This is a genomic window from Pseudomonas sp. FW305-20 (genome assembly GCF_058788075.1).
Map to the genome: position 1 here is coordinate 25,602 of NZ_JBYTAJ010000002.1, position 24,467 is coordinate 50,068.

Annotated in this window: 25 protein-coding genes; 10 read left to right on the forward strand and 15 right to left on the reverse strand. The window is 60.3% G+C overall.

Translation table 11 applies throughout. The annotated features are described in order from the left end of the window. Positions 1-77 precede the first annotated feature (77 nt). From AC3WP4_RS02105 to AC3WP4_RS02115, 3 genes are all read left to right on the forward strand, one after another. Positions 78-686, forward strand: a complete 609-nt coding sequence (locus AC3WP4_RS02105; protein WP_074876240.1) for a MiaE family protein — start codon at positions 78-80, stop codon at positions 684-686. A 154-nt stretch (positions 687-840) separates the two neighbouring features. After that, positions 841-1,548: a winged helix-turn-helix domain-containing protein gene (locus AC3WP4_RS02110; protein WP_102616368.1), complete on the forward strand. Its 708-nt coding sequence runs from the start codon at positions 841-843 to the stop codon at positions 1,546-1,548. Then, positions 1,549-2,835: an ATP-binding protein gene (locus AC3WP4_RS02115; RefSeq protein ID WP_102616367.1), complete on the forward strand. Its 1,287-nt coding sequence runs from the start codon at positions 1,549-1,551 to the stop codon at positions 2,833-2,835. It abuts the gene before it with no gap. Positions 2,836-2,946: 111 nt separating this feature from the next. Here the strand turns inward: AC3WP4_RS02115 and AC3WP4_RS02120 are convergent, their stop codons facing one another. The 7 genes from AC3WP4_RS02120 to AC3WP4_RS02150 form a co-directional block, all read right to left on the reverse strand. Further along, on the reverse strand, positions 2,947-3,735 hold the full coding sequence (locus AC3WP4_RS02120; protein ID WP_102616366.1) for a MipA/OmpV family protein: 789 nt from the start codon (positions 3,733-3,735) through the stop codon (positions 2,947-2,949). Between the two features lie 100 nt (positions 3,736-3,835). Beyond that, a complete protein-coding gene (locus tag AC3WP4_RS02125) occupies positions 3,836-4,324 on the reverse strand; it encodes a GFA family protein (RefSeq protein WP_102616365.1) in 489 nt (162 codons plus the stop codon). 46 nt (positions 4,325-4,370) lie between these two features. After that, the gene (locus AC3WP4_RS02130; protein WP_102616364.1) at positions 4,371-4,775 is read right to left on the reverse strand and encodes a PaaI family thioesterase; all 405 of its coding nucleotides are present in this window, start codon (positions 4,773-4,775) and stop codon (positions 4,371-4,373) included. Between the two features lie 188 nt (positions 4,776-4,963). Further along, the gene (locus AC3WP4_RS02135) at positions 4,964-5,581 is read right to left on the reverse strand and encodes a DNA-3-methyladenine glycosylase family protein (RefSeq protein ID WP_102616363.1); all 618 of its coding nucleotides are present in this window, start codon (positions 5,579-5,581) and stop codon (positions 4,964-4,966) included. A gap of 3 nt (positions 5,582-5,584) precedes the next feature. Further along, the gene (locus AC3WP4_RS02140) at positions 5,585-6,388 is read right to left on the reverse strand and encodes an isocitrate lyase/PEP mutase family protein (RefSeq protein ID WP_102616362.1); all 804 of its coding nucleotides are present in this window, start codon (positions 6,386-6,388) and stop codon (positions 5,585-5,587) included. Positions 6,389-6,430: 42 nt separating this feature from the next. Next, positions 6,431-7,513 carry a bifunctional transcriptional activator/DNA repair enzyme AdaA gene (locus AC3WP4_RS02145; protein ID WP_102616374.1) on the reverse strand — a complete coding sequence of 361 codons (1,083 nt, stop codon included), beginning with the start codon at positions 7,511-7,513 and terminating at the stop codon, positions 6,431-6,433. A 132-nt stretch (positions 7,514-7,645) separates the two neighbouring features. Further along, positions 7,646-9,277: a phospholipase D family protein gene (locus AC3WP4_RS02150; protein WP_102616361.1), complete on the reverse strand. Its 1,632-nt coding sequence runs from the start codon at positions 9,275-9,277 to the stop codon at positions 7,646-7,648. Between the two features lie 258 nt (positions 9,278-9,535). On the opposite strand from AC3WP4_RS02150, the gene AC3WP4_RS02155 reads away from it, so the two are divergent. Then, positions 9,536-10,123 (forward strand): LysE family translocator, encoded by a 588-nt coding sequence (locus AC3WP4_RS02155; protein ID WP_074876258.1) that lies wholly within the window; start codon positions 9,536-9,538, stop codon positions 10,121-10,123. A 29-nt stretch (positions 10,124-10,152) separates the two neighbouring features. Here AC3WP4_RS02155 and AC3WP4_RS02160 read toward each other — a convergent pair whose 3' ends face one another. Both AC3WP4_RS02160 and AC3WP4_RS02165 read right to left on the reverse strand, forming a co-directional pair. Continuing rightward, positions 10,153-10,986, reverse strand: coding sequence for a helix-turn-helix transcriptional regulator (locus tag AC3WP4_RS02160; protein ID WP_074876260.1), 834 nt, complete (start codon positions 10,984-10,986; stop codon positions 10,153-10,155). A gap of 34 nt (positions 10,987-11,020) precedes the next feature. Further along, positions 11,021-11,524 (reverse strand): VOC family protein, encoded by a 504-nt coding sequence (locus AC3WP4_RS02165; RefSeq protein WP_102616360.1) that lies wholly within the window; start codon positions 11,522-11,524, stop codon positions 11,021-11,023. 181 nt (positions 11,525-11,705) lie between these two features. Between AC3WP4_RS02165 and AC3WP4_RS02170 the strand changes: the two genes are divergently transcribed. The 5 genes from AC3WP4_RS02170 to AC3WP4_RS02190 all read left to right on the forward strand — a co-directional run bounded on the left by AC3WP4_RS02170 (position 11,706) and on the right by AC3WP4_RS02190 (position 17,140). Beyond that, on the forward strand, positions 11,706-13,064 hold the full coding sequence (locus tag AC3WP4_RS02170) for an XAC2610-related protein (RefSeq protein WP_102616359.1): 1,359 nt from the start codon (positions 11,706-11,708) through the stop codon (positions 13,062-13,064). Between the two features lie 166 nt (positions 13,065-13,230). Further along, positions 13,231-13,686, forward strand: a complete 456-nt coding sequence (locus AC3WP4_RS02175; RefSeq protein WP_074876266.1) for a (2Fe-2S)-binding protein — start codon at positions 13,231-13,233, stop codon at positions 13,684-13,686. A 25-nt stretch (positions 13,687-13,711) separates the two neighbouring features. After that, complete coding sequence (locus AC3WP4_RS02180) at positions 13,712-15,880, forward strand: xanthine dehydrogenase family protein molybdopterin-binding subunit (protein WP_102616358.1); 2,169 nt, start codon at positions 13,712-13,714, stop codon at positions 15,878-15,880. Position 15,881: 1 nt separating this feature from the next. Next, complete coding sequence (locus tag AC3WP4_RS02185; protein ID WP_074876270.1) at positions 15,882-16,460, forward strand: hypothetical protein; 579 nt, start codon at positions 15,882-15,884, stop codon at positions 16,458-16,460. A gap of 74 nt (positions 16,461-16,534) precedes the next feature. Then, entirely contained in the window at positions 16,535-17,140 is a 606-nt protein-coding gene (locus AC3WP4_RS02190; protein ID WP_074876272.1) for a GGDEF domain-containing protein, read from the forward strand. Here the strand turns inward: AC3WP4_RS02190 and AC3WP4_RS02195 are convergent. Together AC3WP4_RS02195 and AC3WP4_RS02200 are read right to left on the reverse strand one after the other, a co-directional pair. Continuing rightward, positions 17,081-18,358: an amidase gene (locus AC3WP4_RS02195; RefSeq protein ID WP_102616357.1), complete on the reverse strand. Its 1,278-nt coding sequence runs from the start codon at positions 18,356-18,358 to the stop codon at positions 17,081-17,083. The genes AC3WP4_RS02190 and AC3WP4_RS02195 overlap by 60 nt on opposite strands. Further along, on the reverse strand, positions 18,355-18,780 hold the full coding sequence (locus AC3WP4_RS02200) for a VOC family protein (protein WP_074876276.1): 426 nt from the start codon (positions 18,778-18,780) through the stop codon (positions 18,355-18,357). Before AC3WP4_RS02200 ends, AC3WP4_RS02195 begins: the two co-directional genes overlap by 4 nt. 112 nt (positions 18,781-18,892) lie before the next feature. Here AC3WP4_RS02200 and AC3WP4_RS02205 point away from each other — a divergent pair, with 112 nt between their 5' ends. Beyond that, the gene (locus tag AC3WP4_RS02205) at positions 18,893-19,759 is read left to right on the forward strand and encodes a LysR family transcriptional regulator (protein ID WP_102616356.1); all 867 of its coding nucleotides are present in this window, start codon (positions 18,893-18,895) and stop codon (positions 19,757-19,759) included. Between the two features lie 183 nt (positions 19,760-19,942). On the opposite strand, the gene fabI is transcribed toward AC3WP4_RS02205, so the two are convergent. Genes fabI through AC3WP4_RS02225 form a run of 4 tightly spaced genes read right to left on the reverse strand, consistent with a single transcriptional unit; the run spans position 19,943 to position 24,465 of the window. Beyond that, the gene (fabI, locus tag AC3WP4_RS02210; RefSeq protein ID WP_008152082.1) at positions 19,943-20,737 is read right to left on the reverse strand and encodes an enoyl-ACP reductase FabI; all 795 of its coding nucleotides are present in this window, start codon (positions 20,735-20,737) and stop codon (positions 19,943-19,945) included. 21 nt (positions 20,738-20,758) lie between these two features. Beyond that, positions 20,759-22,369 (reverse strand): ABC transporter ATP-binding protein, encoded by a 1,611-nt coding sequence (locus tag AC3WP4_RS02215; RefSeq protein WP_102616355.1) that lies wholly within the window; start codon positions 22,367-22,369, stop codon positions 20,759-20,761. A 1-nt stretch (position 22,370) separates the two neighbouring features. Next, complete coding sequence (locus AC3WP4_RS02220; protein WP_074876282.1) at positions 22,371-23,390, reverse strand: ABC transporter permease; 1,020 nt, start codon at positions 23,388-23,390, stop codon at positions 22,371-22,373. Between the two features lies 1 nt (position 23,391). Next, a complete protein-coding gene (locus tag AC3WP4_RS02225; RefSeq protein WP_102616354.1) occupies positions 23,392-24,465 on the reverse strand; it encodes a microcin C ABC transporter permease YejB in 1,074 nt (357 codons plus the stop codon). Between the last annotated feature and the right edge of the window lie 2 nt (positions 24,466-24,467).

The following is a 24,467-nucleotide window of genomic DNA, read 5'->3' on the forward strand; positions in this document are numbered from 1 at the left end:
CGGTCGCGACTGGTGGTCTGCTGGCAGGCCGGTATAATCGGCGCCCTTCGATTTTGAACCTCTTGTCCGTGAGCCCCATGATCCTTCCCGAAATTCACGAGTTCCTCGGCTGCCGCACCCCCGATGGCTGGGTTCAGGCCGCGCTGGCTGATCAGGAAACCTTGCTGATCGATCACAAAAACTGTGAATTCAAGGCCGCCAGTACCGCGTTGAGCCTGATTGCCAAGTATCACTCCCACGTCGATCTGATCAACCTGATGTCGCGACTGGCCCGGGAAGAGCTGGTTCACCATGAACAGGTCATGCGCCTGATGAAAAAGCGCAAGATCGAGCTGCGTCAGCTGTCCGCCGGGCGCTACGCTTCGGGCCTGCGCAAAGTGGTGCGCAGCCACGAGCCGGTCAAACTGGTGGACACCCTGGTGGTCGGCGCCTTTATCGAAGCCCGTAGCTGCGAGCGCTTTGAAGCGCTGGTGCCGCACCTGGATGAAGATTTGGGCAAGTTCTATTTCGGCCTGCTGAAAAGCGAGGCCCGGCATTTCCAGGGTTACCTGAAACTGGCCTACCAGTACGGTGACGCCAAGGACATCGCCCAGGTGATCGACAGGGTTCGCACCGCCGAGCAAGAGCTGATCGAGTCGCCGGACGTAGAGTTTCGTTTCCACAGCGGTGTGCCAGCGGCCGCCTGATGCTTCGACGGCAAATGTAAAAAACTCTTAAAAGTATGAAACATCTCCGAAAACCGGCCCCCGAGGCCGGTTTTTGCTGCCTGCGATAACCGTCCGGTCACCGATTGGCGCCATAATGCCGGCCACTTCTCACAAGGGTTGGCAGACGGTCGTTATGGATAGCCTGGGTTTTGGCAAAGTACTGCTGGTGGAAGACGACGAGAAGCTCGCCGGGCTGATCGCGCATTTCCTGTCGCAACATGGTTTTGAGGTCCGGCAGGTGCACCGCGGCGACCTCGCATTGGCCGCGTTCCTCGAATTCAAACCGAAAGTCGTCGTGCTCGACCTGATGCTGCCGGGCCAGAGCGGCCTGCACGTGTGCCGCGAGATCCGTAGCGTGTCCGACACGCCGATCGTCATTCTTACCGCCAAGGAAGACGACCTTGACCACATCCTCGGCCTGGAGTCCGGTGCCGATGACTATGTGATCAAACCGATCAAGCCGCCGGTCCTGCTGGCCCGGTTACGCGCCTTGCAACGCCGCCAGATGCCGGACAGCAGCGTGTGCAGCGCTCTGGAATTCGGCCATCTGAGTATCGACCGCAGCTGCCGGGTAGTGCGGCTGGCGGGAGAGGGCATCGAACTCACCACCATGGAGTTCGAACTGCTGTGGTTGCTGGCCAGCGCTGCCGGAAAAATCCTGTCCCGTGACGATATTCTCAACCGCATGCGCGGCATCGCTTTCGACGGCCTGAACCGCAGCGTTGACGTCTACATCAGCAAACTACGGGGCAAGCTCAAGGACAACCCTCGAGAGCCGCTGTGTATCAAGACCGTATGGGGCAAGGGTTATCTGTTCAATCCGTTTGCGTGGGAGCGGTGAATGCTGCGGTTATTTTTGGGGCTGTTTCTGGTGATGACGGTTGGCCTGGTCCTGGGGCTGCAAACGGTCGATCGCGCGTTCAATGCGCTGCTCGACGGTCAGATGCAGAGCTACAACCGCGAGGCGGTGCGGGGCCAGGCCTGGTCGCTGGCCGAGCAGTTGCGCGGCCTGGACGGGGCGGCCCGGGAGCGACAACTGGACGCGGTGCGCCCCTACTACGGCTTGGGCCTGAGCCTGGTCGAGACCGACCAATTGTCCCTGAGCGATCAGGAGAAAGCCGAGTTGGCCCAGGGCCTGCTGGTGATTCGTGAAAAGTACACGCAATTCATCTCGCGCATTGACGACGGTTCGCAACTGCTCAGCATCATGCTGCCGGCGGAGCCGAGTCTGATGTCGTTCTACATTGCCGCGGCCTATCTGATGATCGCGGTGATGATCGGGTTCGTGTTGTTATTCTGGGTGCGCCCGCACTGGCGCGATCTGGAAAAGCTGCGTCTGGCGGCCGAGCGTTTTGGCGATAACGACCTGTCATCGCGGATCCAGCTGTCCAAGCGCTCGAACATCCGCGACCTGTCCGAACATTTCAACCTGATGGCGGCGCGCATCGAAAGCCTGATTGCCAATCAGCGCGAGCTGACCAACGCGGTGTCCCATGAATTGCGCACGCCGATTGCCCGACTGTCTTTCGAGCTGGACCAGCTCAAGCAACAACCCGATCCGACCCAGAACCGTGAACTGATTGCCGACATGTACGCCGACCTCGGCGAGCTCGAAGAGATGGTGTCCGAACTGCTCACCTATGCCAGCCTCGAGCGCGGCGCCACGGTGATCACTCGGGAAAACATTCAGGCCAGCAGCTGGCTCGACAGTGTGCTCGGCAGCGTCGCGCTGGAAGCTGAAGCCGCTGGTGTGCAATTGCTGATTGTCGAGTGCCAGGTCGATGAGGTCCGCATCGAGCCGCGCTTCATGGCCCGGGCGGTGATCAACCTGCTGCGCAATGCCATTCGTTATGCCGATGGGCGGGTGGAGGTGTCATTGGTTCGCACCGGTGATCACTACGAAGTGCGGGTCAACGACGACGGGCCAGGCGTGCCGATGGACGGGCGGGAGAAAATCTTCGAGCCGTTCTCGCGCCTGGACGCCAGTCGCGACCGCCGCACCGGTGGCTTCGGCCTGGGCCTGGCGCTCGTGCGGCGGGTGTCGCAATCCCATGGCGGGCAAGTGGAAGTGGCGGATTCGCCGTGGGGCGGGGCGTCGTTTCGCATGACCTGGGCGCACCAGGATTAATTGCGCCGCTCTTGCGGACCCCTTCGCGGGCAAGCCCGCTCCCACAGGGGAATGCATTCCAAATGTGGGAGCGGGCTTGCCCGCGAAGAGGCCATCTGCAACACCGCATCGTCAAAAGGTGTACGCAACCTGGCCAGCCAACGATGTCTGCATCCGCTGCTCAACAATCGGACTGTCCGCCGCATCGTTCGCCAGATACTGCACCGCCAGCACCGTCGAAACACGCCACTGCCCATTGACGGGTAATGTCCAGGTCACATCCGCGCCGCGACTCACCAGCCCGCCATGTGTGTCATAAGCCCTGAACTGGCTGCGCGACGCTTGGGCATCGCTGACGCCGTACCAGGTGCGCACGTAATGACTGTCACCAAACTGGCTGTTGAGGCTGCCGACGACCTTGCCATGCTCACCTTCATAAAATGGTGCGCTGATGCTCAGTTTCAACCGGTTCCACGCCGAGCCGGTGTCATGATCGTCGTCGTCCTTTTCCAAGGCATGCTCAAAGCTCGCACCGAGGATAATCGGCCCCATGTGGTAAGCCCCGTCGAGCCCCAGCGCCGGGCGTGACTTGATCGAGCCCATGCCGTTGAGCTCATCCGAACCTTTGAACCCGGTCTTGCGATCCTTGCGCACATCACTGGCGCCGATGTACACGCTGAGGCCGAAATCTTCCTCGTCGAACGCCCAGCCCAGACCCTTTTCAGTGTCCAGGAAGAATCCGTAAGGGCTGAGGATTTCAGCGCCCAACAGCGGCGCCACCACACGTTCGTCACTGCCGCTGTAACGGGGCACGCTGGCGGCCCCGGCCCGCAAGGTGTAGCGCCAGTCTTCAGCACGCAAAGAGTCAACGGGAATGAGCAGGCACAGCGAAGTCAACGACAGGGATAGCGAGCGAAACATGGGAGCACCCGAGGAAATTTGGATGCGCCCATGCTAGGCGGCTGCCGGGCGGCAATCTTTGACAGCTTTGTCGGGAAACTGTCAAAGACTGTGAACCGGTTTAGCGGTTCAAACCCAGGCGCTCATGCCATTCGGCAATGGATTCTTTGGGAAAAATATCGAACTGTTTATCGCCAGGCTGCACCTGTGCCTCGACCCAAGGCGCCTTTGAACCGAGCATCAAGTGGGTGTGCTCCGGTGGCACCGGCAGCGGGGTGTCGATAGCAGAGGCAAACGGGTGAATCAGCTCTGGCCACTCGGGGCTGAATATCCATAAGCCCGAGCCGCAGGTCGTGCAGAAATGTCGCTCCAGGCTGCTGCGGTGGGCGCGCTTCTGGCCTTCATCCTTGAGCCGCGCACGGTAAATCGCAACGTGTTTGCGCCCTCGCACTTTCAGGCTATTGGCATCACCGGCAATATTGATCGCGTAGCCGCCACCGCCCTGAGTCTTGCGACAGATCGAGCAATAGCAACGCTGATACGGGTAGGGGTGGGCGCTGGTCAAACTGAACGACACCGCGCCGCAATGGCAGGAACCTTCGAGCTGCATGGGAACCTCCGTCAAATCTGCAACGTTCCCAAGTTAGCCTAGACCCTCAGCGCCCCTCGACCGGTACGAGAATCGCGTCGCCGGTCGCCACCAGTTTCAGCTGATCGCCGGTTTGCGCGAACAACTCGGCGCGGGCGAACACTTGTTTCTTGCCGGCCTTTACCACCCGCCCCCGAGCGATGAACACTTCGCCGATGGCGGGTGCCAGGCAGTTCACTGAGAAATGTGAGGCCAGCACATTGCCGGCGACCGTTCCGGCTGCGAATCCGCAGGCGGTGTCGAGCAGCGCGCCGATCAGCCCTGCGTGCAGGAAGCCTGCGTACTGCGCCATATCGCTCTCGCGAAAAGCCATCGTGAGCTCGGCTTCGCCGCTCTCGGCACGAGTGACTTCGAAACCGGCCCAGCGATTGAAGGCTGAGGTTGAGTTGATCTGTTTGAGTGCGTTGAGCATGGCGAATCCCTCCGGTTGAGGGATCAACATGCGCCGGGTTTGAGGATAAGTCATGGCGGATAAGGGAGGGTGATGGGTAGTTGGATTTGTGGTGAATGGTCCGGCCTCTTCGCGAGCAAGCCCGCTCCCACATTGAAATGCATTCCCCTTGTGGGAGCGGGCTTGCTCGCGAAGAACGATAACGCGGTCTACTTGCCGGTCATCCGCCACAAATACCAGGAAGCCACCGTCCGATAAGGGCTCCACGCCAACCCGATCTCAATCATCTGCTTGCGCGTCGGCTGCACCTCCAGCCCCTTGAGCCGGCGATATCCCTCACGCACGCCAAAGTCATCGGCGGGCAAAATATCCGGCCGCTCCAGGCTGTAGATCAGCAACATCTCAACCGTCCAGCGCCCAACCCCGCGCAAGGTAATCAATCGCTCGACCAGCGCCTCATCCTCCATCGCCATTGCCTCAGCGTAATCCGGCACCACACCGTCCAGCGCCGCTTGGGCAATGCCCTGAATGGTTGCGATCTTGCTGGCGGAAAAGCCGCAACTGCGCAGTTGATCGAACCCGGTCGCGACAATCTGCTCAGGCCTCGGGAACGCGCCCGTCCCAAACAACGCGATCAACCGACCGACAATCGCATCACCGGCCTTCGCATGCAGCTGCTGATAGGCAATCGCCCGCACCAGCGACTCATAAGGATCGCGTGCCGCATGGGGCTGGTGCAGGCATGGGCCGATGGCGGCAATGTGGCGACGCCAGTCGTCATCGATGGACGATAGAAACTCGGTGGCGGGCAGGTAGGCGTCGGGCATGGGTCAAGCTTTCCCGGACGGCGCCAACAGGGCGTTCACTTCGCCATAGGTGAAGGCCTTCAGCTCACGGCTGTCGAGTGTCCCCGTTTCCAGAAAGCTCTTGGCCAGTGCACTCATGGCGCCATACAGAAACTCGGCGATGCGTGACCCCGCGCTCAAACGGCGTACGCCGAGGGCCTTCAGTTCTTCAGGCGAAGGCAAGCCGGGGAGCCCGAGCACGTTCAACGGCAACCGAGTGCCCTGGCACAGCGCGGCGATTTCGTACTCGGCCGTGACGCCAGCCGCGAACAAACCATCGGCCCCGGCCGCCTGATACAACGCGGCGCGCTTGAGCGTCTCGGCCACGCGATCTTCGGCGGGCACCAGGCTCTTGAGGTACACATCGGTTCGGGCGTTGATGAACAGCTTCACGTTATGGCGCTTAGCAACCTGCCGAGCGATTTCGATTTTGCGTACCAACAGTTCGGGCGGGGAAGCGCCGTCCTCGATATTGATCCCGACCGCCCCGGCGGCAATTACCGCCTCAATGACTTCGGCCACCCGCGTCAGGTCATCGGAATAACCGGCCTCGATGTCCACGGTCAACGGCACCGAGATCACCCGGGCGATGGACTCGACTGTCGATACCAGACGCTCGAGGGGCAGGGCGTTACCGTCCGGATAACCGTGGGCCCAAGCGACTGCCGCGCTGCTGGTGGCGACGGCTTTACAACCCAGTTGCTCCACGATGCGCGCCCCGGCGGCATCGGCAACATTGGTGAGGATCAGCAAGCCGTCGTGGTGCAGTTGGTGAAATTGCGTGTCCATCAATGTCCTTCCTTATGACTTTTTGAGAAACCCGGAAAGTAATCAGAATGCGAGTTGTTGCGTGATCTGCACCGCTGCTTTTTCCAGCCTGAGCAGGAACGCCTTACGCGGTTGTCCTCCACCATAGCCGGTCAGCGAGCCGTCAGCGCCGATCACCCGGTGACAGGGCACAACAATCGAGAGACGGTTATGCCCGTTGGCCAGGCCCACGGCGCGGCTGGCGCCGGGCTTGCCCAATAACGCCGCAATGGCGCCGTAGGTGCTGGTCTGGCCGTACGGGATCTTCGCCAGTTCGGCCCAGACCTGTCGGGCGAAATCGCTGCCAGGCAAGTGTAGTGGAACGTTGAAGTCAGTGAGTTTTCCGGCGAAATACTCGGTCAGTTCGGCTTCAATCTGCTGCAAATGCGCGTTATGTCCTGGCGCAACCGCGTAGCCGTATCGATTCTGCAGTTCTTCGACTTCCTTGGTCAGCGCTGGTCGATCAAGAAACTCCAGCAGCACCAGCCCGCGTCGTTCGGCCATGGCGATCATCGGCCCCAGCGGTGTGGTCAGGCGCGTGAACAGCAGTGGTTCGCTGTTGCCGGCGCGGCCGGGCGTGATGTTGAAGGACTTTTGAAACGCATCGCGAAACCCGCTCAGGGACTCGTAGCCCGAATCGAACGCGGCGTTGTCGATGGAGTCGCCCTGTTTGATTCCGCCCAACGCCATGCCGAGGCGTCGGGTGCGCAGCCAGGCGTGAAAGGTCATGCCGAAATGCTGCTTGAACCAGCGGCGCAGCTTCAGTGGTTCGATGCCCTCGGCCAACAGTTGGGCATCGGTCCAGCGCTGCTCGGGGTCGGCATCCACCGATTTGAGCAGCTGCTGCACCCAATCCGGTGCAATGGCCGCCGCGTCCAGTGGTTTGCAACGCAGACAGGCGCGGTAGCCGGCCGACATGCACTCATCGGCATGGGCGAAGAACTCGACGTTCTCCGGTTTCGGCTTGCGCGCCGTGCAACTGGGGCGACAGAAGATGCCGGTGGTTTTGACCGCAGTAAAGAACACCCCCTCATAGGCGGTGTCTCGTTCGAGCATGGCACGAACCATCTCGGCGTGGGGCGGAAGCAAAGTGTTTTGTAGGTTCATGGGCTGAGCATAAGCCGCGTCGCCCAGCGCCTCCACCGGAAAATCGACAGAGAATTCCAGCCATCGTTTCGCACCGGCTGATCAGTCCAGGTGCAGTGTGTTTTTCCGAGTCCCGTAAAGAACCTTTTCAAGCTAGAGCAACTTCTCCAGGCCGATCATGCTGGTGAACCATGAGTTGAAGTGTCGCCACCAACTCCCCGGTTCCTTGGTCAATGTGCGCTGTTTGCCGTCATCTTCGGTGACCCAGACGATCTGACCCTTTTCCAGCCGGACCTGATAGCTGAGCGCTGGCGCCATACCTTCCAGCGCCAGTGCGCGAACCCGACTGGCGAGCTCCGGATTGTCCACCAACACCCCGACTTCGGTGTTCCACAGTAATGAGCGCGAGTCGAAATTGAACGATCCGATGAAGGCTTTCTGCTGGTCGAAAATCATTGTCTTGCTGTGCAGGCTGGAGTCGGAGCTATTGGATGATGACCCCTTGTTGAACGGGCGCGGCCCACTGCCACCGTTGCCGTTGCCGTTGCCGTTGCCGTTGCCGTTGCCGTTGCCGTTGCCGTTGCCGTTGCCATTGCCGTCGGGCTGACGGCGCAATTCGAACAGCTGCACGCCATGCTCCAGCAAGGTTTTGCGATAGGGCGCGTAACCACCGTGCGTCGCCGGTACATCCGTGGCTTCCAGTGAGTTGGTCAGCAAGCTGATCGACACGCCGGCATCGGCGCGATCCGTCAGGTACACCAGCCCCGGTTGGCCGGGCACGATGTAGGCCGAGACCATGATCAGTTCCTTGCTGACGCCATTCAGCTCGGGTGCCAACTGGGTGGCCAGCAACAGGTGCGGGTCAGGCTCGCCCTTGGACAGCACCTTGCTCGGTGCGTCCCACAGCGCCTGGTTCCATGCCCAGACCAGCTCCCGGCGCCAGACGTTCAGACGCGGGTGAGTGGTGTAGGTCTTCAACTGCTGATACAGCGCGTGATTCTCTTTGCGCGTTTCCTCCAGGGACTCATTCAGCCGGGTCCGGGTGTTTTCCAGGTCTCGGGCTGTCGGTTTACTCGAGATGAATTGATCGATCGGCTTGCTCAGGGCGCTGTTCCAGTACTGGTCGAAGCTATGCCCCAACTGTTCGGCGACCGGGCCGATGCCGAGCAAATCGATGTCGGTGAAATTGCGGTTAGGCTCGGCATCGAAATACTCGTCCCCCAGGTTGCGCCCGCCAACAATGGCCGCGCTGTTGTCGGCTACCCACAGTTTGTTGTGCATGCGCCGGTGTTGCTGCGACAGGTTGAGCAACCGGCCCATCGTCCGTGTCACGACGGTGCTGCGGCCCAGGTGCAGCGGATTGAACACGCGGATTTGAATCTTCGGATGGACGGCGAGGGTCGCGATGATCCAGTCCAGATCATCGCTGGTGGTGTCGTCGAGCAGGATCCGCACCCGTACTCCGCGGTCGGCGGCGTCGAGCAGTTCGCTCACCAGTACCCGCGTGCTGATGCCGTCGTGAACGATGTAGTACTGCAAATCCAGGCTGCTTTGGGCATTGCGAATCAGTTCGGCGCGGGCAGTGAAAGCCTCGGCGCTGTCGGAGAGCAAGCGAAAGCCCGATCGGCCCTGATGGGGGACTGCCTGCGCCTGAATCGAACGGCCGAACGCCGAATGGATTGCCGGCAGGGCCTGACTGGGTTCGCGAGGGACATTAACGGTCGTACAGCCACCAAACAGCGAGGCGAGTAACAGAAAAGCAAGCAGGGGCTGTCTGATTCTCACGGAGCGTATTCCGGGTGGTAGCGGTTAGCATATGGACGCCGGACGCCGAAGAAAGGTCAGTCGGTATGCGCCAGTGGTTTTATCGCTGCCGCACCGGCTTTGCGCACCGCTTCTTCAATCTGCGGGGTTGTTTTGGCAGCGTAGTTCATCCGCAGGCAATTGCAGCACAGGGTCAACCGAGGGGCGTTTTGTTCAATACAGCCCTCAGGTGGCTCTTTACCTTGGGGCCTTGTTCAACTGAATTGAAGAAGGTCTGTGATGAGTCTGATTATCTCGATGGCGGCATTTGCCCTGGTGGCCTCGATAACGCCAGGGCCAGTGAACATCGTGGCGTTGAGTTGCGGCGCGCAGTTTGGTTTTCGCGCCAGTCAACGGCATGTCGCCGGGGCGACGCTGGGTTTCGTCGTGTTGTTGGTGTTGATGGGGTTAGGGCTGCACGAAGTGTTGCAGCGCTGGCCAGCGCTGACGCAGGGGGTGCAATGGGCGGGCGTGGCTTTCCTGTTGTACATGGCCTTCAAGTTGGCTGCCGACAAGGGAGATCTGGATGCGAAGGAATCGGGCCGGACACCCTCGATGCTGTATGGCGCCGCCATGCAATGGCTCAACCCGAAAGCCTGGCTGGCCTGTGTGGCCGGTATGGGCGCTTTTGTGGCAGATGGCGAGGCGCGGCTGGTCTGGCAGTTTGCGGCGGTGTATCTGGTGATTTGCTACCTGTCCGTCGGCTGTTGGGTCTACGCCGGGACGTTTTTGCGCGGGTATTTGAGCAACGCCAAAGGCATGCGGTTGTTTAACCGAAGCATGGCGTTGCTCTTGGTGGTATGCGCGGGATATTTGATCCGGGCTTAAGCGTTGCCCTTTGGGGGTGACGGCTGATGTCAACTCCGGTATTGCCCCGGCGTCGCCGCCAGATGCTGTTTGAAAACCCGTTGAAAGTGCGCCTGATCGGCAAACCCTGCTTCAAGTGCCACATCGGCAATCAATTTGCCGCGACGCAACCGCTCCCGGGCGAACTGGATTCGCTGGTTGAGTACAAACGCGTGGGGCGTCATGCCGTAATGCTGCTTGAACGCGCGGATGAGGTAGGAAGGCGACAACTGAGCAGCCGCGCAAATATCTTCGAGCTTGAGCAATTGCGTGAAGTTGTCGCGGATGTACTCGGCGGCCCGCTCCAGTTTGAAATTGGGCTCGCGCAGAGGCTGATCACCGGGGTTGAGGCGCTGCTGTACATCGGTGAAAAACTCCACCGCGGCGCTGTGCTTGCGCAGGATGTCGTGCTGATCATCGACCAGCACGTCGTACAAACCCTTGAGCCCGGCAAACAGATCGGCGTCGTCCACGTGAGTGATGGAAAACCGGCGGAACGCCAAGTCCGGGCTGAAACCGAGCTGATGCTGCAAATCGGTCAGCCAGGGTGTCTCGACGTACAGCATCAGGTACGACCACGGTTGGTCATCGAGGGGATTGCAGGCGTGGACATCACCGGGATTCATCAGCACCACGGTGCCGGCACTGACCTGACATTCCGATTGTTCATGGAGATAGGTACTGCACCCGGCCGTGATTGCACCAATGGAAAAGTGCTCGTGAGAATGCCGGGTGTAGCAGACCTCGCGGCCGTCGGCGATGGAACGGGCTTCGATGAAGGGCAGGGCGTCGTCGCGCCAGAAGCGCGGGGCTTTGTCGGCATCTTTGGCAACGGCGGGCTTCATGGTCAGCGTCCTCGGCAGGTCAGCGCGAAGTGTATTAGCTCTCGCCGTCAAAGGCTCGTTGCAGTGCAGCGATATCGAGTTTTTTCATCTGCAACAGCGCCGTCATGGCGCGTTGGGATTTTGCCGTGTCGGGGTCTTTCATCATGTCCGTCAGGGCCACCGGAACGATCTGCCAGGACACGCCGAATTTATCCTTGAGCCAGCCGCATTGCTGAGTCTCAACGGGCCCGCCCGCGGACAGACGCCCCCAGAAGTGGTCGACTTCTTCCTGAGTATGGCAATTGACCTGGAATGAAACCGCTTCATTGAACTTGAACAGGGGGCCGCCGTTGAGGCCGGTGAAACTCTGTCCGTCCAGTTCGAAACTGACCGTCATCACCGAACCTTCGGGCCTGCCATGTATCTCCTGGCCGGCCTTACTGTAGTGGGTAATGGCACTGATTTTCGAATGATCGAAGATCGCACAGTAGAACTTCGCGGCCTCCTCGGCTTGATCGTCGAACCACAGGCAGGGCGTGAGTTTTTGAACGCGGTGCATGGCGCAGCTCCTCTTCGGATTACTCAGGCTGGACTTTCAGCGTAGTCAGCCTCGGGTGGTCTGGCCGTACCGTAGATCGACAAGTTGAAAGAGTTTGCTTTGGCGACGGAATCAACAATGTCGGGATGACCCGATAGCCGCTAGACTTGCCGACCTGATTGCCGCAAGGAAGCTCTGCGCCATGGTTGCCTCTCGTTTACTGGCTGTTTCCTGTCTGCTGGCTGCCGGTGCTGTAAGCGCCGGGCCGGTGACGTATCACCTCACGGATCCCGCGAAGAAATACGTCATTGACGTGCTGTTCGCTCAGCCGCCCACCCAGACTTTCGACGGCGCCCCTGCGCTGATCACCTTGCGCAAAAGGGCCGGCGGGCAGGTGCTGCAGCGCATCGAGTCAGCCGAAGCGTTCGCCCTGTTCAAGCCAGGCCGCAAAGCTTCGGAGTTCGACCGCAACCTGGCGTATGCCGATCAAAGTCTGCTGTTGTTCGGCGATTTCAATTTCGACGGCCAACAAGATCTTGCCGTACGCAATGGCAATGATGCGGGCTATGGCGGTCCTTCCTATGACATCTACCTGTTCGATCCCCAGAGCCGGACGCTGCTGTTGAGTCCATCCTTTTCCGCTCTGACCCGTGACGAACACCTTGGCATGTTCGAGATCGACCCGGTTACCAAAAGCCTGCACACCCAGTCCAAAAGCGGTTGCTGCTGGCACCAGAGCGCGACCTGGCAAATACAGGACAACCGTCCTGTAAAGGTGGCCGAGAAAACACAGGTGGAGCAAAAACCCTCCGAAGCCAACCCGTTCATGCCTAATGGCTATGTGGACGTCACCGATCGTGAACTGAAGTCCGGCCAGTGGACTGAGCGTCGTCGCCTCGAAGGGCCCATCGGTGAAGCGCCTGTCATGTTGCGCGGCACCCTCGATGACAAGATCCCCGTTGAACTGTGGTGGCAACGTCAGGGGGATGTCTACGTCGGGGAAGTCCGCTACAGCAAGACGGGCAGCGGCAAACCGATCCGGCTGGTGGGCAATACCTACGAAGATGGTGGAATCGTTCTGCGTGAACTGGGCGACGACGGTCAGATGATCGGCAACTGGTTCGTCGAAGGCACGCCGAACGAGCAGGGCAGCCAGACCGGCACGTGGATCAACGGCTCGCGGCAATTAAGCATCAATTTGAGACCGACTGCGTTCAAGGTTGCTGCGCAAAAACTCGAGCCGGTTGCAGACAGTCAGCGAGAAGGGCGCTACCTCGTGAGCAATGTCCAGGATCAGCGCGTCGGCGAATTGACCGTCAAAGTATTGCCGGCAATCGACAACGGCCCGGAGATGGCGGACGTCAACCTGAGCATTTTTCAACTCAAGGATCCGCCCGTCGAAATCGGTCATCAGTACCCGTTGCTCGCCGGCAATCTTGTTATTGCACTGAACCCCGAGGGCGACCCGCTGTTTCGCCTGCAATTGCTGAACGGCGCCGCAGAAGTGACCGGTTTTGGTGAGTATCAGAAGTACAGCGCGGCTTATGTGAAACAACCTTGATGTCGTCGGGTTACCTCGGTCTTCTTTGTGTGACCGGTGGTCGATGAACCCGTCTCGCCCGGTAATTTGCGCTTAGCTGAAAGGATAACGCTGCTCCTGCAAAGGGCGTAACGGCGCAGCCCCGAGAGAGCCCGTTCAGAACACCGTGAATCTGAGGAAATTCGCAATGCTGACCCTCAACATCAATGGCAAGGACCAGGCGCTGGATGTCCCCGCAGACATGCCGCTGCTGTGGGTACTGCGCGATGTCGCGCACCTGACCGGCACCAAATTCGGTTGCGGCATGGCCCAGTGCGGCGCTTGCACCGTGCACGTCGACGGCGCGCCGCTGCGCTCCTGCGTCACCCCCGCCACAGCTGTGGCCCATGGGCAAAAAATCCTCACCATCGAAGGCCTGTCCAGCGACGGTTCGCACCCGGTGCAGCAAGCCTGGGCCGAACTCGATGTGGTGCAATGCGGCTACTGCCAGTCAGGGCAGATCATGTCGGCCGCCGCGTTGCTGGCGAAAATTCCCAAACCCACCGACAGCGACATCGATCAGGCGCTCTCCGGCAACATCTGCCGCTGCGGCACCTACCCAAGGATCCGTGCAGCGGTCAAACGCGCCGCAGAAATCGGTTGATGCCACGTCGAAGGGAGTCCGAACAATGAACAGCCTCAATCCTCTGTCACGCCGCGGTTTCCTCAAGGGCAGCGCGTTGCTGGGCGGTGGTCTGGTGGTGGCGTTTGTTATCCCCGGTGGCCATCGCTTTGCGATCGGCGCGGAGAATCAGGGCAATGTTTTTGCGCCCAATGCGTTTCTACGGATCGGCAATGACAACAGCGTCACCATACTGCTCGGCCATTCGGAAATGGGCCAGGGCATCTGGACCGGCCTGACCATGTTGATCGCCGAAGAACTGGACGCCGACTGGTCGAAGATCCGCGTCGTACATGCACCCGCTTCGGCCGCCGAATATGGTCTGGCTGGGTTTGGCGGTATGCAGATCACCGGTGGTTCGACCTCGACCTGGATGGAGTTCGACCGCTACCGGCAGGCCGGAGCCGCAGCGCGTTTGATGTTGATTGAGGCGGCGGCCAAACGCTTCAACGTCGCACCCTCCGCGATTCGCACCGAATCGGGTGTGGTGATTGCCGGCGACCAACGCGCCACCTACGGCGAACTGGCCGATGACGCCGGCAAGCTGCCGGTGCCGGATCCGGCGTCGATCAAGCTCAAGGAGCCCAAGGACTGGAAAATCATCGGCAAACCGACCAAGCGCCTGGACACCCCGGAGAAAATCACCGGCCGCGCCAAGTTCGGCATGGACGTGCAGTTCGACGGGCTGATGACCGCCATGGTCGCGCGCTCGCCGGTGTTCGGTGGCACCGTCAAATCCTTCGAAGGCGCCGAAGCGCTGTCGATTCCGGGCGTACACAAAGTGGTGCAGGTGCCCACCGGGGTGGCGGTGATTGCCGATCATTACTGGGCGGCGAAGCTGGGGCGCGATGCATTGAAGGTCGATTGGGACCTGGGGCCGAACACCGGGCTCGACAGTCAAACGCTGCTGGACAGCTTCCGCAAACTCGCCGCCACCCCTGGCGCTTCGGCCAGTCAGGCGGGGGATGTTGCGGCGGGTCTGGGTAAAGCGGCGAAGACCATCGATGTCGAATACAGCGTGCCGTACCTGGCCCACGCGCCGATGGAGCCGCTCAACTGCACAGTAAAAATCAGCAAAGACAAATGCGAAATCTGGACCGGCACCCAGTTCCAGACCCTGGATCAAATGGTCGCCGGGAAAATCACCGGGCTCAAACCCGAGCAGGTGGAGATTCACACCGAGTTCCTCGGCGGCGGATTCGGTCGCCGGGCCAATCCGACCTCGGACTTTGTCGCTGAAGCCGTGGAAGTTGCCAAGGCTGCGGGCGCACCGGTGAAAACCGTCTGGTCCCGGGAGGATGACATTCGCGGCGGCTACTACCGCTCCGCGTTCCTCCATCAGGCGCGCGTCGGGCTCGATGCGGGCGGCCTGCCGATCGCCTGGAAGCATGTGATGGTCGGGCAGTCGATCATGGCGGGCACCTCGTTCGAGGCGACGATGGTCAAGAATGGCATCGACAAGACCTCTGTCGAAGGGGTTGCCGACAGTCCGTACCTTTCAGGGTTGGCGAATCACCAGGTTGAACTGCATTCGCCGCAAACCGGCATCCGCGTGCTCTGGCTGCGCTCGGTGGGGCACACCCACACCGCGTTCGTGATGGAGTCGCTGATCGACGAACTGGCAGAAGCGGCCGGCAAGGACCCGGTGGAGTACCGGCGAACCTTGCTCAAGGACCATCCGCGGCATCTTGGCGTGCTGAACCTGGCCGTCGAGAAAGCCAACTGGAAGGCGCCACTGCCGGCCGGCCATGCATTGGGTGTTGCGGTGCATGAGTCGTTCGGCAGCTACGTCGCCCAGGTGGCCGAGGTGTCCCAGGACAACCTGGCGATCCGCGTGCATCGGGTGGTGTGTGCGGTGGATTGCGGCATTGCGGTCAACCCGATGAGCATCGCGGCGCAAATGGAATCGGCCATCACCTTCGGCCTCGGGTTTACCTTGCACAGCAAGTTGACCTTCAAGAACGGGCAAGTGGTGCAATCCAATTACCACGACTATCAAGTGCTGCGGCTCAACGAAATGCCGGTGGTGGAGGTGCATATCGTGCCCAGCAGCGACAAACCCGGTGGCATCGGTGAGGCCGGTGTGCCGCCCACGGCGCCGGCAGTGGCCAACGCGGTGTTCGCCCTGACCGGCCAGCGCTTGCGGGAATTGCCGTTGCAGCTGTCGGGGGTGTGAGATGAGACGACATCTGATGCTTGGCGCAGTGGTGTTGATCGGCCTGGTCGGCTACGCCGAGGACTTGTTCGCTGACAATAAGGAAGCGATCAAGGCGTTCGATACCGTGCAACAGGTCTTCCAGAGCCCGCGCTGTCAGAATTGCCATATCCCCGGCGATTCGCCATTGCAGTTTGACGCCGGGATCCCTCACGCCATGAACGTCGTGCGGGGCATGGACGGCAAGGGCGCGGCGGGTTTGCCCTGCGCGACCTGTCACGCCGAGCGCAATCCGCCGGCCAGTTACGGCGCAAACGCACCGCCAGGGGCGCCGCACTGGAGCTTGCCGCCAGCCGCGCACAAAATGGCCTGGATCGGTCTGCCAACCGATAAATTGTGCGCAATGATCAAGGACCGTTCGAGCAACGGTGACCGCGATTTCGCTGCGCTGATCAAACATGTCAGCGAAGACAAACTGGTGCTCTGGGGCTGGAATCCAGGATATGGAAGGGCGCCGGTACCGGTGCCGCACGACATTTTCGTCACCCAGTTCAAGCTTTGGGCTGATGCAGGAGGGCCATGTCCGGTCGCGGGTAGCTGACCGGCGGTCCGTTAACAGGGAGTCAAAGCGGGTATGGACGACTCTAAGAAATATACCCGCCAATGGAGTGAGTAATGCTGATCCCAGGCAAACCGGTAAAACCAGGCGCGTGCGCCGACCCGTTGCGCACGCCATTGCAGGAGCGCGAGCTGCTGCGTGACTTGGCCCGCAAGGCCGAGGAGGAGTTGATGGGCGTGCAGATGGCGAGCATGGACGAGTTGACGCTGCTCTCCAACCGACACGGTTTTACAGCGCTGGCCCAACAAGGGCTGGATGTCTGTCACCAGCTGAAAAAGCCGGCAACGCTGCTGCTTTTCAATATCGATGACTTCAAGCACATCAATTATCTCTATGGTCGTGCCGAGGGCGACAAAGCCCTGAAAACCTTCGCTGATGTGCTGCGCATTGCCTTTCGCGAGAGCGATGTAATCGGCCGGCTGGGCAGCGACAAATTCGTCGCGTTACTGACCGGATCAAGCGTTGTGGAGATTCCCGCGATCAGGGCACGACTCGAAGAAATACTCGAAGAGCGCAATGCCACAGAGCATCGCGGTTGCGACATCCACTTCAGTGTCGATCAGATTGAGTTTCATCCTGCGCTCCACGAGACGGCCGAAGGCTTATTGGCCGCGATCAACGAGCAAATCGACAGCGACCCGTTCGGCCACCCGGAGCAGTGAACCGTCATTTCTGAACCGGCCGATCATCTGTAAACCGATGGGCATCGATCCTTCTGCGCGAACCAGCGGGATATTCACCTGCGGCCAGCCGAACGCGCCCCAGAACTTGATGAAATCCGATGGGCCGGTGCTTTCCAGACCCAGGGGCGCAACCATCCCGCAGCAAGGGCCGAGCATCGCGTCGTAGGGCTGGCAGCGTTCATTCAGGCGCGGTGCAAGCGCTGCCAATCGGGCCTTGGCAGCGGACTCCTGTTCCCAGGTGGTCGCCGCCGCTCGGTCGAACATTGCCAAGGTCGAAGGGCTTAGCAGTGCGCGGTGTCCCTCAAACTCCTTCGCCAGAGAACGCGCGCCTTCGCAGTCGTTGATCAACAGGTGATCGTCGAATACCCCGGCAAACTCATCCGGTAGTTGCACGTAGTCGACCTGATGGCCGGCACTGCGCAAGTGGTCCACCGCCTGTTCCAGGGCGTTGGCCACCTCGGGGTCGACCTGATCCCAGCGCGCTGTGCGATAGAAGCCCAATTGCAGAGGGCGTGGTTCAACCTCCGGCATTGTAAAACCTGGAATCAATACCCGCGCCACCAAGTGCAGATCCCGCACCGAGCGACCGTACCAGCCTACGGTGTCGAAGCTCGGTGCCAGCGGTTTTACACCTTCCAGCGATACCAGTCCAAACGACGGTTTGAACGCGAACAGACCGCAATAGGACGCCGGTTTCAGCAGTGAGCCGGCCGTCTGGGTACCCAGCGCCACCGCAAAGAAATCCGCTGCCATCCCGGCCGCCGAACCGGCGCTGGAGCTGCCCGGCGTGCGGTCCGGGTCATGGGGGTTGCGGGTCGGGCCGGTGTGCATGTACGCAAATTCAGTGGTGTGGGTCTTGCCCATGATCAGCGCGCCGGCCTGGCGGAGCAGGGTCACCACATGGGCATCCCGGGCAGGTTGATGACCGGCATAGATGGGTGAGTTGAATTGCGTCGGATGATCGGCACTGTCGAAGACATCCTTCACCCCCACCGGAACGCCGGCCAGCAAGCCACGATTGGTGTGCGACGCAGCATCGGCGCGGACTTTTCGGGCATCGAACGAGACGAAGGCCTGAATCTCCGGCTCCAGTGCCTGAATGCGCTCCAGGACCGTTTCGGCGACGGCGGCGGCGGTGGTCTCACCCTTGATCACGGACTGACTGAGGGTCGTGGCATCCGGGACGGGGCGGATCATTTGGCGAACAACTGAGTGATGTCCTTGAACGCCTTGAACTCCAGCGCATTGCCGCAAGGATCGAAGAGAAACATCGTCGCTTGCTCACCCACCAATCCCTGGAAGCGAATGCCCGGTTCGATGACGAACCGGGTGTCGAGGGCTTTCAATCGCTCGGCCAACGCCTCCCATTCGTTCATCCCCAACACCACGCCGAAATGCGGCACCGGTACGTCATGACCATCGACAGCATTGGTGTGCGCGGCTTCTTGCGAGGCGTTTTTCGGCGCCAGGTGAATCACCAGTTGATGGCCGAAAAAATTGAAATCGACCCAATGATCGCTTGATCGACCTTCTTCCAGGCCGAACACGTTGCCGTAGAAATTACGTGCGGCAGTCAGGTCATGGACCGGGATGGCCAAGTGAAAAGGGGAAAGTTGCATCGGATGTGCCTCGACTGTCTGGATTCGAACTGATTTTAGTCCTGTGCTTTTTGATTAAAAGACGATAATTTTTGCCGCGAGCTCAAATTATTTCGATCAATCGGGAGCAATCATGCTGCGCGAACTGAAAACTTTCATTGCCGTCACACGCTATGGCACGTTCGCGGCGGCCGGAATGCACATCGGCCTGACGCAGTCGGCGGTCAGCGCGCAGATGCGCAATCTGGAGCAGGCGTTGGGCATTCGCTTGTTCGATCGCACCGGGCGTCAGGCGCTGCTCAATGCAGCGGGGCAACGCGCGTTGCCGATGGCGCGGGAGATCCTTGAGACCTTCAGCCGCATGGCGGTCAGCGATGATGTCAGCGAGTATCGCGGCGAGTTGAAAATAGGCGCCGTGGCCACGGCCCAGACCGGACTGCTGCCCCAGGCATTACTGCGACTGAGGCAACAGGCGCCGTTGCTGGAGCCGAAACTGGTGCCCGGCGTGTCGCTGAACCTGCTGAGCCAGGTGGACACCGGTGAGGTGGATCTGGCGATCCTGATCAAGCCGCCGTTCGAGTTGCCCAAGGAGCTGTCAGCGCAGATCATCCGCAAGGAACCGTTTGTATTGATCGTGCCGGCGGACCTTGAAGGCGATGAGCCGTTGCAGATCCTCGCGAGCCATCCGCAAGTGCGTTACGACCGCAATTCGTTCGGTGGAAGACTGGTAACCCGGTTTTTGCGCGAGCAGCAGATTGATGTGCAAGTGGCTTTGGAATTGGATGAGCTGGAAGCCATCGTGAAGATGGTTGAATGCGGATTAGGGGTGTCGCTGCTACCCGAGGCCGGGCTCTGGCTTGAGCATGGGGCGAAGGTGCGGATCATCCCGTTGGGCGCGTTGACGTTCTACCGGGAAATGGTCCTGTTGCAGCGCTATAGCCAGCGCACACAGCCGATCCAGCAGCTATTTGCCAGTTGCCTGACACCGAGTGATGGTTAAACACAAATCCCCTGTGGGAGTGAGCCTGCTCGCGATAGCGGACTGACATTCAAAATTGATGTCGACTGACACTCCGCTATCGCGAGCAGGCTCACTCCCACAGGGGTTCTGCATCAGGCCGCAAATCGCAGGTATAAAAAAACCCGCCTGAAGAGGCGGGTTTTTTAAGGGGCTGACCGAAGATTATTCTTCGAGGCTACCCATGGCCGTGGTGTTGAAACCACCGTCCACGTACATGATTTCGCCGCTGATGCCGGACGCCAGGTCCGAGCACAGGAAGGCGCCGGCATTGCCGACTTCGTCGATGGTGACGTTACGACGCAGCGGAGTTTGCGCTTCGTTGGCGGCCAGCATCTTACGGAAGTTCTTGATGCCGGAAGCAGCGAGGGTGCGGATCGGGCCAGCCGAGACGCAGTTGACGCGAGTGCCGTCCGGGCCCAGGGAGCCAGCCAGGTAACGAACGCCAGCTTCCAGGGAAGCCTTGGCCATGCCCATCACGTTGTAGTTCGGCATGGTGCGCTCGGCGCCCAGGTACGACAGGGTCAACAGGCTGCCATTGCGGCCTTTCATCATTTCGCGGCCAGCTTTGGCCAGGGCCACGAAGCTGTAGGCGCTGATGTCGTGAGCGATGCGGAAACCTTCACGGGTGGTGGCTTCGGTGAAGTCGCCATCCAGTTGGTCGCCCGGGGCGAAGCCGACGGAGTGCACGATGCAGTCCAGGCCGTCCCACTTCTTGCCCAGCTCAACGAAGACCTTGGCGATTTCTTCATCGCTGGCCACGTCGCACGGGAAGCACAGATCAGGGTTGGAGCCCCAGCTTTGTGCGAACTCTTCGACACGACCCTTGAGTTTGTCGTTCTGATAAGTGAAGGCAAGCTCAGCGCCCTCGCGATGCATGGCGGCAGCGATGCCGGATGCGATGGACAGCTTGCTGGCGACACCGACGATCAGTACGCGCTTACCGGCGAGAAAACCCATGTGTTGCTCCTCTCTTTCAGGTTATTGCGCAGTGGCCGGGGCCAGGAAAGCGGCTTCCAGCAACTGCTGTGTATACGGATGTTTGGGGGACGCAAAAATACTTTGCGCGTCTCCCTGTTCGACCACTTGGCCTTGCTTGACCACCATCAGCTGGTGGCTCAGCGCTTTGACGACAGCCAGGTCATGGCTGATAAACAGATACGTCAGGTTGTACTTGGTTTGCAGTGAACGCAAAAGCTCCACCACTTGGCGTTGCACTGTCCGGTCGAGGGCCGATGTCGGCTCGTCCAACAGAATCAACGCCGGTTTTAGCACTAATGCCCGGGCAATGGCGATTCTCTGCCGTTGCCCGCCGGAAAATTCGTGGGGGTAGCGGTGCCGGGTTTCCGGATCCAGGCCTACCTCCTTGAGTGCCGCAATAATCGCCAGTTCCTGTTCCGCCTCGGTGCCCATCTTGTGGATCCGCAGGCCTTCGCCGACGATCTGGCTGACGCACATCCGTGGGCTCAGGCTGCCGAACGGGTCCTGAAACACCACCTGCATCTGTCGACGCAGCGGCCGAACCTGTTGCTGCGTCAGGCAGTCTAGCTGCTTGCCTTCAAAACGGATCGCGCCTTGGCTGCCGATCAGCCGCAAAATCGCCAAACCCAGTGTCGACTTGCCCGAGCCGCTTTCTCCCACAATCCCCAGGGTCTGGCCCTGAGGCAGGCTGAAATTGATGCCGTCCACCGCTTTGATGTGGTCTACGGTCTTTTTCAGAAAGCCTTTCTTGATCGGGAACCAGACTTTCAGGTCCTCGACTTGCAGCAACGGCGGGCCGATAACGTTAGTTGCCGGCTTGCCGCTGGGCTCCGCTGCCAGCAGTTCCCGAGTGTACGGATGCTGTGGTGCGCGGAACAACTCTTCGCACGATGCCTGTTCGACGATGCAACCGCGCTGCATGACACATACGCGATGCGCAATTCTTCGTACAAGGTTCAAATCGTGACTGATCAGTAGCAGCGCCATGCCCAGCCGGGCCTGTAATTCTTTGAGCAATTCAAGGATTTTCAGCTGGACGGTGACGTCCAGCGCGGTGGTCGGCTCGTCGGCGATCAGCAGTTCCGGCTCGTTGGCCAGGGCCATGGCAATCATCACCCGCTGACGCTGGCCACCGGACAGTTCGTGGGGCAGGGCCTTGAGACGCTTCTCGGGCTCCGGGATGCCGACCATTTCCAGCAGCTCCAGCGTGCGCTTGGTCGCGATTTTGCCGATCAGGCCTTTGTGGATGCCCAACACTTCGTTGATCTGCTTCTCGATCGAGTGCAGCGGATTGAGCGAAGTCATCGGCTCCTGGAAGATCATCGCAATCCGGTTGCCGCGGATGTGGCGGATGGTTTTCTCTTTCAGGTCCAGCAGGTTCTGGTCGGCGTAGGTGATGGTCCCGGCCGGATGTCGAGCCAGCGGGTAGGGCAGCAGCCGCAGGATGGAATGGGCGGTCACTGATTTTCCGGAGCCACTTTCACCCACCAGTGCCAGGGTTTCGCCGCGCTTGATATCGAAGCTGACGCCTTCGACCACCCGTTGAACGCGCTCGCCAACGACAAATTCGACGGCCAGGTCGCGCACTTCGATCAGATTGTCCTGATTCATTTCACTTCCTCGGGTCGAAGGCATCGCGAGCGGACTCGCCGATGAACACCAGCAAACTCAACATCAACGCCAGCACGGCAAACGCGCTCATACCGAGCCACGGCGCTTGCAGGTTGGATTTGCCCTGGGCCACCAGTTCACCCAGGGACGGAGCGCCAGGCGGCAGACCGAAGCCCAGAAAGTCGAGAGCGGTCAGGGTGCCGATGGCGCCGGTCAGGATGAACGGCATGAAGGTCATGGTCGAGACCATGGCGTTGGGCAGGATGTGGCGGAACATGATCGCACCATTCTGCATGCCCAGAGCCCGCGCGGCGCGCACGTATTCCAGGTTACGACCGCGCAGGAACTCGGCGCGCACCACGTCCACCAGGCTCATCCAGGAGAACAGCAGCATGATCCCCAGCAGCCACCAGAAGTTCGGCTGGACGAAGCTGGCAAGAATGATCAGTAGATACAACACCGGCAGCCCAGACCAGATCTCCAGAAAACGCTGCCCGGCCAAATCCACCCAGCCGCCGTAAAAGCCCTGCAAGGCCCCGGCGATCACGCCGATGATCGAGCTGAGAATGGTCAGTGTCAGGGCGAACAGCACCGAAATCCGGAAGCCGTAAATCACCCGGGCCAGCACATCGCGCCCCTGATCGTCGGTGCCCAGCAGGTTGTCGGCGGAAGGCGGCGCCGGGGCCGGGACTTTCAAGTCGTAGTTGATGCTTTGATAGCTGTAGGGAATCGGCGCCCACAGCACCCAGGCGTCCTTGGCCTTGAGCAATTCGCGGATGTACGGGCTCTTGTAGTTGGCTTCCAGCGGGAATTCGCCGCCGAAGGTGGTTTCCGGGTAACGCTTGAGCGCCGGGAAATACCAGCCATTGTCGTAGTGCACCACCAAGGGTTTGTCGTTGGCGATCAACTCGGCGCCGAGGCTCAGCCCGAACAGCAGCAGGAACAGCCACAACGACCACCAGCCACGCTTGTTGGCCTTGAAAAGTTCGAAACGTCGGCGATTGAGAGGGGACAGGTTCATCTCAATGCTCCCGGCTTTCGAAGTCGATGCGCGGATCGACAAAGGTGTAGGTGAGGTCGCCGATCAGTTTCACCACTAATCCCAACAGGGTGAAGATGAACAGCGTGCCAAAGACCACCGGGTAATCGCGGTTGATCGCCGCCTCGAAACTCATCAGCCCGAGGCCGTCGAGGGAGAAGATCACTTCCACCAGCAACGAACCGGTGAAGAAAATCCCGATAAACGCCGACGGGAACCCGGCGATGACCAACAGCATGGCGTTGCGGAACACGTGGCCGTAGAGCACGCGGTGATTGGTCAGGCCCTTGGCCTTGGCGGTGACCACGTACTGCTTGTTGATCTCGTCGAGGAAGCTGTTTTTGGTCAGCAGGGTCATGGTCGCGAAGTTACCGATCACCAACGCCGTCACTGGCAATGCCAGGTGCCAGAAGTAATCGAGGATCTTGCCGCCCATGCTCAATTCATCGAAGTTGTTGGAGGTCAGCCCTCTGAGCGGGAACCAGTCGAAATAGCTGCCGCCGGCAAAGACAACGATCAGCAGGATGGCGAACAGGAACGCCGGTATCGCGTAACCGACGATGATCGCCGAACTGGTCCAGACGTCGAAATGGCTGCCGTGCCGCGTCGCCTTGGCGATCCCCAGCGGGATCGACACCAGGTACATGATCAGCGTGCTCCACAACCCGAGGGAGATCGACACCGGCAACTTTTCCTTGATCAGGTCAATAACCTTGGCGTCGCGGAAGAAGCTGTCGCCGAAATCCAGGGTGGCGTAGTTCTTGATCATGATCCACAAGCGTTCCGGCGCCGATTTGTCGAAGCCGTACATGTGCTCGATTTCCTTGACCAGCGCCGGGTCCAGGCCTTGCGCCCCACGATAGGCCGAGCCGGCCACCGAGACTTCGGCACCGCCGCCAGCGATGCGGCTGGTGGCGCCTTCGAAGCCTTCGAGCTTGGCGATCATCTGCTCCACTGGCCCGCCGGGGGCGGCCTGGATGATCACGAAGTTGATCAGCAAAATGCCGAGCAAGGTCGGGATGATCAGCAGCAGTCGCCGAAAAATATACGCCAGCATCT